Source organism: Kribbella koreensis (assembly GCF_039525325.1).
Taxonomy (GTDB): Bacteria; Actinomycetota; Actinomycetes; order Propionibacteriales; family Kribbellaceae; genus Kribbella; species Kribbella koreensis.
In genome coordinates this window covers 195,677-208,020 of record NZ_BAAAHK010000004.1, presented here as the reverse complement: position 1 = coordinate 208,020, position 12,344 = coordinate 195,677, and the positions used below count along the sequence as shown (strand labels likewise).

Here is a 12,344-nt window from a genome sequence, read left to right as displayed (position 1 = left end):
GCGCCCCGCTACGCCTCGCTCCTACGTCGCGAGCTACGCCAAGCGCTCCCACCGGCCCTGAAGCGCGTGCTGCGCCCGCTTACACAAGAGCACCAGCAAAGCGCCCGTCTGGCGTTTACTGAGCAGCGGCCGGCTGCGGCGGCGGCGGCGAGTAAGGGACGCCTAGGAGCTGGGATAGTTCGCGATGAGGGCTGCTATCCAGGTGTCGTGGTGTTTTTGATGTAGGCGGCGGCCGGACCCCAATAGTCTGCGTGGCCTTCTGCGTAGAGGCGCGCCCAGGGTTGCTCGCCCGTACGGTGGCCGCGGACCAGCAGTTCGTGCGCTCCCGAAGTACGGGCGGCGATCTGCGCGGGGAACGCCAGCCGCTGCTCCCGATCGAGTCCGTAGCCGTCCGCCAGGGCACGCAAACGCGGGCCGTCGACCTCGACGTCGCCTCCTGCCGCGAACGGTACGAACGCCGTCGCGGCGTACCCGAGATCCCACAGCCGCGTCGACGGCCCGGCGTTGTCCCAGTCGATGAACACCCAGCGCTGGCCGTCGCGGATCAGATTCCACGGAGCGAGGTCGTTGTGACCGATCAGGTCACCCCCTGAAGGCTCCGGTACCAGCGTCTGCCAAGCGATATCCGGCGGCGCCTGAAAGCTCTCCATCGCATCATGCAGCTCGCGAATCAGCCTGCCCACGCGACGCAACTCGTCCAGCGAGAACGAGCAAGCGACGGCTTCCGCACAGTCGCCCCAACCCGGACGACCTCCGCGGCCACGTTGCCTCCGGTCAACACCTCTTCCATGTCTTCAGACATCTCGCCCACCCACCGCACGCTACGTGACGCAGAACCGCCCCCGGTCGCGCCGACTGATGCGCGACCGGGGCGGCTGAAAGCAGGTGGTGCTAGATCAGGGTGCGGTCCAGCTGACGGCGTCCAGGTAGACGGCGCCGGTCCAGCCTGGGTTGTCCACCTCCACGCCGATGCCCTCGATGCTGGTGACGGCCGGAATCGTCAGCGTGAACGTGTTCCAGGCGCCCGGTGTGAGGACGATGTGCTGGCCGAACCGCTCGATGAACGAGCCGTTGTTGCCGTCCGTCACGTAGCCCTTGGCCTCGATCGGGTGGTTGGCGCTGGCGGGCAGGTACATCTTGAAGGTCACCACCGAGCCGACCCCGATCCCGGTCAGGTCGGAACCCGAACGGTAGCCCGCGTACTGCTCCCCGGTCTGCGGCAGCTTCAGCGAGCGGGTGCCGGCGAACTTGTACGTGGTCGACGACGAGATCGACGTCCCGTCCCAGTCGACGGCCCACCCCTGGACGCCACCGCTCTCCCAGCCGAAGCCGCTGTACGCCGCCCAGGCCTGCCCACTACCGGCAGCTACCAGACCCAGCGACAACCCAGCCGCCGCGACAGCTCCGACAATCCGACGTGATCGAAAAAAGCGCATGCCAAATTCCCCCCTCGTTGGATACAACCCCCGTGAGCTTCAGATCGCTCACCGTGCTCGATTTTGCTTGCTCAGCACCGCCCTGGCAAGACCCCACCAAGGGATGAAACGCTTGAATCACAAGCCTTTCGAAGGCAACCACGCCCTCCAACCACCAGGAACCGAGGCCGCGCCACGCGACCACCCCCAACCCTGAAGCCACCCCAACCAACGCCAGTCGACCATCACCAATACTTGCCCTTATGGGCGACAACCGGCCGAGCGAAAGCACCGAATCCGTGCTCGTCAGGGCAACGGCGTACGGCGCCTGGAAAGGCGCCGTTCTGCCGGCGTCGGCCGGACTCGTATTCCTCGGACTAAGCATCGGTCTCAACGAACTCAACCTGATCCTCATCGCTCTGGCATTCGTCCTGGCCGGTGCCCTACGCGCAATGTGGTGGGCCCGAACCTGCTCCACCGGTCAACTGCTCGACCGCGACAACGCACTCGTCTGGACGTACCGCGGCGAGGTCAGAGACACGATCCCGTGGTCAGACCTTCGCCACATCGTGTTCGAACGCGGCTCACGCCAGATCATGTGGTCGCTGGGCACCAAGACCGGCGGCCCGTTCCCCCACATCCTGGTGGACTCCCGAACCGACCCCTCACCATCAGGCTTCCGCTATTTCGCCGACCTGATGCTCCTCAACCCCACCGACCTGAAAACCGCAGACCGAAACCTGGCCGAAGCCTGTCGCCACCGCGGAATCACCTTCCACGGCGTCGACTCGAACTGGTAGCGGCTTGTCGCCTCAGGTCCGGTTGGCGCCGATGGCTTCCGCGAGCCGGGCGTCGGCGCCGGTGGAAACCTCCAACTTGCGGAACCGCTGATCGAATTCACCCAGCGCCGCCTCGAGGGAGTCGCGGCCGATCTTCTCCGCCCGATCATCAGAATCCAGCGCGTACGGTACTCCGAACAGCGCAACGGCCTCACCCAGAAGCTCAGCCCAGCCGGCCCCGAGCAGCCGCGGCAGCCCGGCCACCGCCGTCAACGCGGTGTCCCCACCCCAGTACCGGAAATACGAGTCGAATCCGCCCGAGTTCACTTCCTGCCGGAAATCGCAGATCGCCAGCACCTGCCGATCCCGCTCATTCAGCGAGGACCTGTCCTCTTCCGCATACTGCTCATAAAATTCCCAGACATCAGTAGCCATAAGCCGAACCTACTAGCAACGTTGCTAGGTTCCCGACCATGACCGTCAAAACCAACGACGACCTCCCGGCCAACGAATGGCCGATCTGAGACATGGTGCTTCCGAACCACGGACGGACGACCGACTGGGCCGGACGTCGGTAGTCAGCTGCTCTGGAGTTCGCCGACAAGCTTCTCGACGCGACCGCGAATCTCGTCACGCACCTGGCGTACGACCTCAATCGGCCGGCCGGCCGGATCGGTGAGTTCCCAGTCCTCGTAACGCTTACCAGGAAAGATCGGGCACGCATCGCCACAGCCCATGGTGATGACGACATCGCTCCCGCGAACCGCTTCGGTCTCGAGGAGCTGCGGCACCGCGCCAGTGATGTCGACACCAACCTCCCGCATCGCCTCGACAGCAACAGGATTGATCTGATCGCGCGGCTCCGACCCCGCCGACCGCACCTCAACACTGTCTCCCGCCAAATGACGAAGCCACCCAGCAGCCATCTGGGACCGGCCGGCGTTGTGGACGCAAACGAACAGGACAACTGGCTTGCTCACGTGGTTGCTCCAGTAGTTGTGGTGTCGGTGTGTGGGGTGACGATTTCGTCGGCGGCCCGGCCGGCATCCGGGTACAGGATCGCCAGCAAGCCGACTCCAACGACCGCACCGAAGAGTTGCGCGACGACGAACCCCACCAGGGATCCGGGCGCGATTCCCGCGAAGGTGTCGCTGAAGGCACGGCCGATACTCACCGCGGGATTGGCGAACGACGTCGACGACGTGAACCAGTACGCCGCGCCGATGTAGGCCCCCACGGCTGCCGGCGCGACCGCTGCGCGACCGGACCACCCGAGCGCGAAGATCAGCACTATGAGTCCGGCCGTGGCGACGATCTCACCGAGCCAGAGATGCCCGGTACTGCGATCGGTGGTCGACCAGGACACAGCGGCCTTGGCGTACATGAGGTTCGCCAGCACGGCTCCGGCGATGGCACCGACGATCTGGGCAGGAACATAGGCAGTCAGCTCTCGCGACGTCAGTCCCGCGCCGGTACGCCGCCCAAGCCACCAGTCGACAGCCGACACGACCGGGTTGAAGTGCGCCCCGGACACCGGCCCCAACATCAGGATCAGCACTCCGAGTCCGAGCGCCGTAGCAAACGAGTTCTCCAACAACTGCAACCCGACATCCCCCGGCGACAACGAAGACGCCGCAATGCCCGACCCGACGACAACAGTCACCAATAGCCCGGTACCAACTGCTTCCGCGACCACTCGTCGCCACAACACCGCCGCGTTGCTCACCTGCGCCCCACCGACTCATCGTGCGAAAGAACAGGCGCCAACCGGTCGATCCGGCCGGCGATCTCGGCGTACGCGGCCTCGAACGCCGCGTCGGTGTCGACCGCCGCGGGATCCGGCACGGCCCAGTGCAGTCGCGGCCGCGACTCGGCCGGGAGGTGCTCGTACGCGATGTCGCACACCGCAACGACGAGGTCGTCTCGCTCGACCACGTCACGCACGTGGGCCGTCCGCCACCCAGCCGGATCAAGGCCGTGCTTGCGGGCGACCCGGACGGCGCGGGGATTCGGCTTGGCAGCAGGTTGAGTACCAGCCGACAGAGCCGGGATGTGGCTGCGGCGCGACCAGATCGACGCGGCCAACTGCGAGCGAGCGGAGTTGTGCGTACAGACGAAGACCACCCGCGGCGGCGTCGCCAGCGAGGGGGTGACCACGGACTCCAGCGCCTCGGTCACCAGCCGCACGTACGTACGCCGGCGGTCACCCTCAGACCGGGAACGCGCAACCAGGCCGGCCTCCTCGAGCACCTTCAAGTGATGGGCGATGAGGTTCGTCGGCAGATCCAGTACCGCGCCCAGCTCACCGGGAGCGGCGTCACCGGCGACCAAGGTGTCGACGATCGCCAGCCGCGCCGGGTCCCCGAGAGCGGCGTGAATCCGCGCTCGCTCAGTCAAGGTCGATCGCTCAGTATCCATTGACTCAATGATCACTGAGGTATTTCAGAGAGTCAAACCGCCGGCAGCTAGGCCGACGCGCTGGCCGGCGTGGCAAGCAGGGCGGAGATCCATTGCAACCGCTCACGCACCGGCCAGTAGTAGACCCAGGTGCCGCGCCGCTCGCAGTCCACCAGACCAGCCTCACGTAGTACCCGCAGATGATGCGAGATGGTCGGCCCACTCACATCGAACGGCGGGGTCAGATCGCACACACAGCTCTCGCCGTCGGCGGACGCGATCATCGACATCAGCCGGAGCCGAATCGGATCGGCCAGCGCCTTGAACACCGCCGCCCCCTCAGCTGCACCCTCAGCATCCAGAGCCGCCTCAGAGATCGGCGCACAGCAACCCCCGGCGACCTGAACGGCGATCTTCTGTTTAGACATACATCTATCTTGACTCCTATCGAATCAAGAGGCAAGGTGGACATCACTGATTAGACGAACATCGAGACAGGAGATCGACCGTGAGCGAGCAGAACCCCGCCACCGTTGCCGCACCGGCGGGACCGGTCGTGGTCATCGGCGCGGGCCCAGTCGGCCTGGCCGCCGCCGCCCACCTAGCCGAGCGCGGCCTGGACTTCCTCGTACTGGAGTCCGGCCCCACCGTCGCCGCCGCGATCGAGGAGTGGCGGCACGTGAAGCTGTTCAGCCCCTGGCGCTACGACATCGACAGCGCCGCGCGCCGCCTGCTCGAGCAGTCCGGCTGGATCGAGCCCGATCTCGCCAAGCTCCCGACCGGCGGCGACCTGATCGACTCCTACCTCGCCCCACTCGTCAAGACTCCCGAGCTGACCGACCGCATCCGCTACAACGCAGCTGTCACAGCGGTGACCCGAGTCGGCTACGACCGCCTCCGTACTGCGGGCCGCGAGCAAGCACCGTTCCTGATCCGCCTCGCCGACGGTACCGAGCTCCTCGCCTCAGCCGTCATCGACGCCACCGGCACCTGGCGCCGCCCGAACGTCCTCGGCGGCTCCGGCATCCCGGCCCGCGGCGAATCCGACATCACCGACAGCATTGCCCACGCGCTCCCCGACGTACTGGGCCGAGACCGAGACCGCTTCGCAGGACGTCGTACTGCGGTAGTCGGCGCCGGCCACTCCGCCTCCACAACCCTCCTGGACCTTGGCGAACTCGCCGAACAGGTACCCGGCACCGAGATCGTCTGGGTAGTACGCAACTCCAACCAAGCCCGTACCTACGGAGGCGGCGAGTCCGACGAACTCCCCGCCCGCGGCGCCCTGGGCACCCGACTGAAGAGGCTCGTCCAGTCCGGCAAAGTCGAGCTGACCAGCAACTTCCGCATCGAAGCCGCCACCCGTACCGCAGACGGCAGGGTCGAGCTGACCGCCGGCGAACGAAGCGTCATCGCCGACACCGTGGTCAACGCCACCGGCTTCCGCCCCGACCACGACATGGTCAGCGAGCTACGCCTGGACCTGGACTCCATCATGGGATCCACCCGGGCCCTCGCCCCGCTGATCGACCCGAACCAGCACTCCTGCGGGACCGTACCGCCGCACGGCGCCGACGAACTAGCCCACCCCGAACCCCGCTACTACGCGATCGGCGCGAAGTCCTACGGCCGAGCCCCAACCTTCCTCCTCGCCACCGGCTACGAACAGGCCCGCTCGGTCGTAGCCGCCCTAGCCGGCGACTGGGAAGCCGCACGGGACGTCCAACTCGACCTCCCCGAAACCGGCGTCTGCTCCTCCAACCTCGCGTACGGCGACTCCAACGACGAGGCAGCCGGCGGATGCTGCGGCCCCGCCCCACAAGCCGTCGAGATCTCCGCACCAGCCGGACGCGGCCTGGCCACCGGCATCAGCGGCGGCCTGCTGACCGTCATCGACAACGCCCCAACGAACCAGTCGAGCTGCTGCAACTGATGAACCACCCCGCTGCGGCGATCGCCTCGGGCACTGGCGATCGCCGCAACGGACAGCGTCGCGACGTCGTCGCAGTGCTCGCCATCACCACCACCATCGGCTACGGCGTCCTGTACTACGCCTTCAGCGCACTCCTCGCCCCGATGACCCACGATCTCCGGATCTCCACCACCACAGCCACCGGAGCACTCACCACCGCAGTACTCGTCAGCGCCGCCATGGCCATCCCAGTCGGCCGCTGGCTCGACGCCCGCGGTGGCCATGGAGTCATGACCGCTGGCTCGCTCGTGGCGACCGTTGCCGTCCTCGCCTGGTCGCAAGTCCAGACACCAGCCCAGCTCTACGCCGTCTTCGTGGCGATCGGCGCCGCCTCGGCGATGGTCCTCTATCAGCCGGCCTTCGCCATCCTCGTCGCCGTCACCGCACCTGCGAAGCGAGGCAATGCCCTGCTCGGCATCACCCTCGTGGCAGGCTTCGCCAGCTCGATCTTCATCCCACTCACCGGCCAGCTCATCCACGCCTACGGATGGCGCAACGCCTTGGTCGTCCTGGCCGCCGTCGTCGCCCTGATCACCGTGCCTTTGCACGCGGTGGGACTCCGCCATACCCGTCCAGCAACGTCGACAGGCACTCACCACGTACCCAGGTCACCTACCCGAGTACTACGCGACGCCGGATTCTGGCTGATCGCCTGCGCCTTCATCCTGCACAGCGCGGCCCTCGCCGTCATGGCCGTCCACCTCGTCACGTACCTGACCCAACTCGGCCACTCACCAACCGTCGCCGCCACCTTGACCGGCCTGCTGGGCCTGCTGTCGGTCACCGGCCGCATCATCACCACCGTGGCCAAACGCTTGCTACCCATCACACTCGTCGCCGCCGGCATCATCACCCTGCAAGGCGTCGCCATCGCCCTACTTCCCTTTATCGGAAGCACAGTCACCGGCGCGGCTATCAGCCTGATTCTCTTCGGCCTCGGCTTCGGCGTCGCCTCGATCGCAACCCCCGCCATCCTGCTCGACCGCTATGGCGACGAGGGCTACGCCACCATCGCCGGCATTCTCGGCACCCCCACCACCATCAGCCGCGCCACAGCCCCACTCGCCGCAGCCGCCCTGACCGCCATCACCGGCTACCGGCCTCTCATCCTCGGCGCCGCCGCAGCCTGCATCACCGCCGGACTGTTCCTCGCCCTGACTAGGCGTCGGGATCACGCAGCCCAACCGCATCATGCCGCCAGAACGCATCCGGATAAACAAGCGTCCCCGTCATCCAGGGCTCGTACGCCGGAAGCCTGACGATCTGGAAGGCACCCTCAGGGATACGCAACGACGGCCGCCGGAACCCCAGCCCGCCCCCGGCCTGGAACCCGAGCTGCGAGTAGTACCCCGGATCCCCCTCCAACCACACCAGCGGAACCCCTCGTCTCCCAAGGATCTCGAGCCCGTGCCGAATCAGCGCCGCCCCGATACCGCGCCGCTGAACCTCAGGCCTCACACCCACCGGGCTCAGCACCTGCACCTCGACCAACCGCCGAGCCGCATCCAGCAAACTGCCGCTGAACATCACATGCCCCACCACCCGGCCGTCCTGCTCAGCGACCAACGAAAGACCACTGGTCTCCCTCAAGGCGCCAGCCAGCTCAGCAACAACACCGCCATGATCGCCGAACGCCTGCAGGTGAACCTCCCGCACAGCCTGGTCATCACCCGGAAGTTCCTCTCGAAGCTCCATCCCCACAGTCTGCAGGAACCTGCAGCTCACCGTGTTCAAACGGCTGCCTGACTCTCGTACCCCCCCAGAATGGGCACGCGAGACGACCACCTCGACCGGCCGAAAGGGGCTGACCGTTTGTGCGGGCGGTACTGCTGAGCGGCGCGCTTGCGGTGATCTGCTCGCTATTGGGGACCCGCATCGCGATCGGGTGGTTCGTCCGGCACGGCTTCGGCCAGCCGATCAGGCACGACGGGCCGACCACCCATCACGTCAAGCGCGGTACGCCGACCATGGGCGGTCTGGTGATCCTGCTGAGCGCCGCCGCGGCGTACCTGGCGGCAACGATCCTGACCGGCGGGCGGCCCAGTACCAGTGCCTGGCTCCTGATGTTGCTGTTCCTCGGCTGCGGCGTGATCGGCTTCCTCGACGACTTCATCAAGGTCTACACCCAGAACAACCAGGGTCTGAGCGGCCGGGCCAAGATGGCAGGCCAGACGCTGATCGCGCTCGTCTTCGGAGTACTGGCGACGCAGTTCTTCGCCGACGAGCGCGGTGTCAGGCCGGCTTCGCAGTACCTCTCCACCACCCACGACTGGGGGATCAAGCTGCCCCTGGTCGTGGTCCTGCTGGTGATCTGGTTCATCGTGGCCGCAACCTCCAACGGCGCCAACCTCACCGACGGTGCCGACGGCCTGCTGGCCGGCTCCTCGGCGCTGATCTTCGGCGCGTACACGATCGTGAACATCTGGCAGAACAACCAGCTGTGTGGCTCCTCGCGGCCCGAAGTCGTGGAGTCCCAGTGCTACCAGGTGCGCGACCCTCTCGACCTCGCAGTCTTCGCGACCGCCATCGCCGCGGCATGTGTCGGCTTCCTCTGGTGGAATGCCAAGCCCGCCCGGATCATGATGGGCGACGTCGGCTCGCTCGCCATCGGCGGCGCCCTGGCCGGGCTGGCGATCATGTCCCGTACCGAGCTTCTGCTGATCGTCATCGCCGGACTGTTCGTCCTCGAGACGCTGTCCGTCCTGCTCCAGATGATCACCTTCAAACTGACCAGGCGACTCACCGGAACCGGCCGCCGGATCTTCCGGATCACCCCCATCCACCACCACTTCGAACACCTGGGCTGGGACGAGGTCACCGTGGTGATCCGGTTCTGGATCATCGCCGGAATCTCGGTGGCACTGGGCCTCGGAATCTTCTACGCCTCCTGGCTCGCCTGACCCCGCAGACGCCGACCCGATCTGCACAGAATCTTCGCAACTCGTCCGCACATCCTGCCCACCGGAGCTCCTAGGGTCGCGGCATGATCCGGCTCCGTGGGGTGACCAAGCGGTACGGCGAGGTGCTGGCCGTCGACGATCTGAGCTTCGACGTCGAGCCGGGCAAGGTGACCGGATTCCTCGGCCCGAACGGCGCGGGCAAGTCGACGACGATGCGGATCATCCTCGGGCTCGATCGGCCCAGCTCCGGGGAGGTGCTGGTGAACGGGCGACCGTTCGCGGCGTACGCCGAACCGCTGCGCGAGGTCGGGGCGCTGCTGGATCCCGGCTCGGTGCACTCCGGCCGTACCGGGCGCAGCCATCTCCGGGTGGCGGCCCGGACGAACGGCCTCCCGCTGCGCCGGGTCGAAGAGGTGATCGAGCAGGTCGGACTCGATGGCGCGGCCCGGCGCCGTATCAAGGGCTACTCGCTCGGCATGCGCCAGCGGCTCGGGATCGCGGCGGCACTGCTGGGCGATCCGCGGGTACTGCTGTTCGACGAGCCGATCAACGGACTGGACCTCGATGGGGTCCGCTGGATCCGCGACCTGTTGCGCCGGCTGGCCGACGACGGCCGTACCGTCCTGGTCTCCAGTCACCTGATGAGTGAGATGGAGCAGACGGCCGATCGCCTGGTCGTCATCGGTCGTGGCCGGCTGATCGCCGACGCGACCACGGCGGAGATCCTCAACGGCCTCGGGCGCCGTCAGGTACTCGTACGCACCCCACAGCCGGTCCAGTTGCTCAGACACCTGCAGGAGCGGGGCTTTACCGCTTCGCAGCTCGACGGCCAGGACCTCCAGGTCGAGGACCGGACGGCCGAAGAGGTTGGCGAGCTGGCCCACAGCTTCGGCGTACCGCTCCATCACCTCTCGGATGTCCAGCAGTCCCTAGAGGAAGCATTCATCGAGCTGACCGGCGACAGCGTCGACTACCACGGCCGCCCCGCCGAGGTAGCACCATGACGCCCCAAGCCCCTCCGGTCACCGGTCTACAGGTCTTCGCACGCACCTGCAGCGCCGAGTGGCTCCGACTCTGGACCGTCAAAGCCACCTGGTGGTTCCTCGCCGTAGCCGCCTCGATCATGGTTGCCCTCGGCGCCGTCGCTGGCTTAGACACAGGCGGCGACGCGCCCCCACCCCCAGACGCCACAGCCTGGACCGCCGCGCACTTCACCGTCCTACCGGCCCTGTTCCTCTTCCTGGCCCTAGTCCTCACCGCAGTGACCTCCGACTACGCCACCGGCGGCATCATCCCAACCCTCCAGTGGACACCCCGCCGCACGACCCTCTTCCTCGCACGCACCCTCGTCACAGCCGGAACCGCAACCGTCCTAGGCACACTGCTAGCCCTAGCCTCCGCCCTGGCCGCCTTCACCGGCGCCCACCCACTCCTCGGCCTCCCGCTTGCCGAAGGCATCGACACCCTCGCGACCATTGCCTTCGTATTCGCCGCGGGCACCGCCCTCGCGGCCGGCCTCGGCTTCATACTGCGCAACACCGCAGGCAGCCTCGTCGCGATCTTCCTACTGATCCTCCTGCTCCCGCTTGTCCTCCCCCAGTTCGGCTACCACTGGCTGACGACCATCGCCGACCTACTACCCGGCTCACGCGCGGTCTTCCTCCTGAACGGCGAACCAACCGACCGAGGCTTCACCCACACCTCCTCGGTAGTCGTCATGCTTGCCTGGTCCACCACCGCTCTCCTCCTAGGCCACCTGCGCCTACGCCACACCGACGCGAACCCCTGAGCGCCCACGGGGCGGGGTTGAGCCGCGGCAAGCGCGGGCCTTTCTACCCACGTGATGACTGACCTCCGGCTCTACGACCGGCTCGGCCCCCGGACCAGATTAGGAGTGGAGCACTAGGAGGCAATCATGACAACAACCATGCAAGACCAGTCTTCTCCGCCCCGGTCCCCTCGCACCGATTGGACATCCCGCATCCTCGTCCGCGAGATGTGGGCCACGGTAGCGATCGCCGCGATGTGGCTGGCCGTCCTCTTCGTCGGCATCTACGGCGGCAACGCAACCTTCCACAGCGTCGACTCGAGCTACAGCACCATCCCCTCAGTAATCTTCGTATCCCTCTTCGCCGCCCTAGGCACCGCCTCAGTAGCCAAACGAGTCTTCACCCGCAAACCGGAGTAGCCGGCACGTACGGTCGGTCGATCATGTGGCGGGATGGCCTCGACCGCAGTCGGGTTGATCTGATCACGGAACTGTAAGGTCACCAGCCATGGACGTCGGGTCTCTCGCCGAGTGGGTTTCCGGCCTTGGAGCGCTCGCTGCTGCGCTCGTTGCGTTGAACGTCGCAACTGATGCTCAACGCATCGCAAAGGAAGATCGCCGCGCAGCTGTCCGCGACCGTTTGGCGGGACGTCTGGTCGAGCTGATCAAGGCTGTCGAGTACGACATCCTCCTATCCGAGGATCGCGGCGAGATCCAACGATCAGCAACCACTGCCGCGCTCTGCCGGGTGCTGTGGGGGCAGCGAAACTGGTTCGGCACGACCTGGCATGTCTATTGCGAGGAAGACCAACGGTGGCCCGAAGACCTGTACCAACACGGTCAGTTGTTCCCTCGAATGCGGTCTGAGCTGCAAGAGGCCCTCAACCAGCTAGATCACCAAGACGCCATAGAGGACCGCCCGCGCGTACCGCTGCGGGACCGCGCGCTGGCCAAACTCGGGCTGCAGCGAAGGCAGCGCATTTGAAGGCCTGGACGGCTAAAGCGTCGTGGGCCAAGACTCGGCCCGCTGCTCTGCGGCGTTGACCGGCGTCACCGGGACGACCCGTTATTGAAACTCGAGCCTGAGAAGCCTGCGGTCGCCGAATGGATCGA

At 66.6% G+C, this 12,344-nt stretch carries 16 protein-coding genes; 8 read left to right on the top strand and 8 right to left on the bottom strand.

The genetic code is table 11. The features are described from left to right. Positions 1-194: 194 nt before the first annotated feature. Both ABD116_RS09295 and ABD116_RS09290 read right to left on the bottom strand, forming a co-directional pair. On the bottom strand, positions 195-683 hold the full coding sequence (locus tag ABD116_RS09295; protein ID WP_343967027.1) for a phosphotransferase: 489 nt from the start codon (positions 681-683) through the stop codon (positions 195-197). Positions 684-896: 213 nt separating this feature from the next. Further along, on the bottom strand, positions 897-1,436 hold the full coding sequence (locus ABD116_RS09290) for a hypothetical protein (protein ID WP_343967025.1): 540 nt from the start codon (positions 1,434-1,436) through the stop codon (positions 897-899). Positions 1,437-1,678: 242 nt separating this feature from the next. Here ABD116_RS09290 and ABD116_RS09285 point away from each other — a divergent pair, with 242 nt between their 5' ends. Next, complete coding sequence (locus tag ABD116_RS09285) at positions 1,679-2,215, top strand: hypothetical protein (protein ID WP_343967023.1); 537 nt, start codon at positions 1,679-1,681, stop codon at positions 2,213-2,215. 12 nt (positions 2,216-2,227) lie between these two features. On the opposite strand, the gene ABD116_RS09280 is transcribed toward ABD116_RS09285, so the two are convergent. From ABD116_RS09280 to ABD116_RS09260, 5 genes are all read right to left on the bottom strand, one after another. Continuing rightward, positions 2,228-2,629 (bottom strand): DMP19 family protein, encoded by a 402-nt coding sequence (locus ABD116_RS09280; RefSeq protein WP_343967021.1) that lies wholly within the window; start codon positions 2,627-2,629, stop codon positions 2,228-2,230. Positions 2,630-2,772: 143 nt separating this feature from the next. Continuing rightward, on the bottom strand, positions 2,773-3,174 hold the full coding sequence (locus ABD116_RS09275; protein WP_343967019.1) for an arsenate reductase ArsC: 402 nt from the start codon (positions 3,172-3,174) through the stop codon (positions 2,773-2,775). After that, positions 3,171-3,920 carry an aquaporin gene (locus ABD116_RS09270; protein WP_343967016.1) on the bottom strand — a complete coding sequence of 250 codons (750 nt, stop codon included), beginning with the start codon at positions 3,918-3,920 and terminating at the stop codon, positions 3,171-3,173. The genes ABD116_RS09275 and ABD116_RS09270 overlap by 4 nt, the downstream gene beginning before the upstream one ends. Beyond that, on the bottom strand, positions 3,917-4,612 hold the full coding sequence (locus ABD116_RS09265; RefSeq protein WP_343967013.1) for an arsenate reductase/protein-tyrosine-phosphatase family protein: 696 nt from the start codon (positions 4,610-4,612) through the stop codon (positions 3,917-3,919). The genes ABD116_RS09270 and ABD116_RS09265 overlap by 4 nt, the downstream gene beginning before the upstream one ends. A gap of 47 nt (positions 4,613-4,659) precedes the next feature. After that, positions 4,660-5,019 (bottom strand): ArsR/SmtB family transcription factor, encoded by a 360-nt coding sequence (locus tag ABD116_RS09260; RefSeq protein ID WP_343967010.1) that lies wholly within the window; start codon positions 5,017-5,019, stop codon positions 4,660-4,662. Positions 5,020-5,099: 80 nt separating this feature from the next. Here ABD116_RS09260 and ABD116_RS09255 point away from each other — a divergent pair, with 80 nt between their 5' ends. Beyond that, a complete protein-coding gene (locus tag ABD116_RS09255) occupies positions 5,100-6,524 on the top strand; it encodes an FAD-dependent oxidoreductase (protein ID WP_343967008.1) in 1,425 nt (474 codons plus the stop codon). Further along, positions 6,524-7,822, top strand: a complete 1,299-nt coding sequence (locus ABD116_RS09250) for an MFS transporter (protein ID WP_343967007.1) — start codon at positions 6,524-6,526, stop codon at positions 7,820-7,822. The genes ABD116_RS09255 and ABD116_RS09250 overlap by 1 nt, the downstream gene beginning before the upstream one ends. Here ABD116_RS09250 and ABD116_RS09245 read toward each other — a convergent pair. Further along, positions 7,722-8,258: a GNAT family N-acetyltransferase gene (locus ABD116_RS09245; protein ID WP_343967005.1), complete on the bottom strand. Its 537-nt coding sequence runs from the start codon at positions 8,256-8,258 to the stop codon at positions 7,722-7,724. The genes ABD116_RS09250 and ABD116_RS09245 overlap by 101 nt on opposite strands. A gap of 119 nt (positions 8,259-8,377) precedes the next feature. On the opposite strand from ABD116_RS09245, the gene mraY reads away from it, so the two are divergent. The 5 genes from mraY (at position 8,378) to ABD116_RS09220 (ending at position 12,216) form a co-directional block, all read left to right on the top strand. Then, positions 8,378-9,463, top strand: a complete 1,086-nt coding sequence (gene mraY, locus ABD116_RS09240) for a phospho-N-acetylmuramoyl-pentapeptide-transferase (protein WP_343967003.1) — start codon at positions 8,378-8,380, stop codon at positions 9,461-9,463. Positions 9,464-9,546: 83 nt separating this feature from the next. Next, on the top strand, positions 9,547-10,467 hold the full coding sequence (locus tag ABD116_RS09235; RefSeq protein WP_343967001.1) for an ABC transporter ATP-binding protein: 921 nt from the start codon (positions 9,547-9,549) through the stop codon (positions 10,465-10,467). Next, positions 10,464-11,252 carry a hypothetical protein gene (locus ABD116_RS09230; protein WP_343966999.1) on the top strand — a complete coding sequence of 263 codons (789 nt, stop codon included), beginning with the start codon at positions 10,464-10,466 and terminating at the stop codon, positions 11,250-11,252. The genes ABD116_RS09235 and ABD116_RS09230 overlap by 4 nt, the downstream gene beginning before the upstream one ends. A gap of 207 nt (positions 11,253-11,459) precedes the next feature. Next, a complete protein-coding gene (locus ABD116_RS09225; RefSeq protein ID WP_343966997.1) occupies positions 11,460-11,651 on the top strand; it encodes a hypothetical protein in 192 nt (63 codons plus the stop codon). A gap of 88 nt (positions 11,652-11,739) precedes the next feature. Then, the gene (locus tag ABD116_RS09220; protein WP_343966995.1) at positions 11,740-12,216 is read left to right on the top strand and encodes a hypothetical protein; all 477 of its coding nucleotides are present in this window, start codon (positions 11,740-11,742) and stop codon (positions 12,214-12,216) included. Positions 12,217-12,344: the final 128 nt, after the last annotated feature.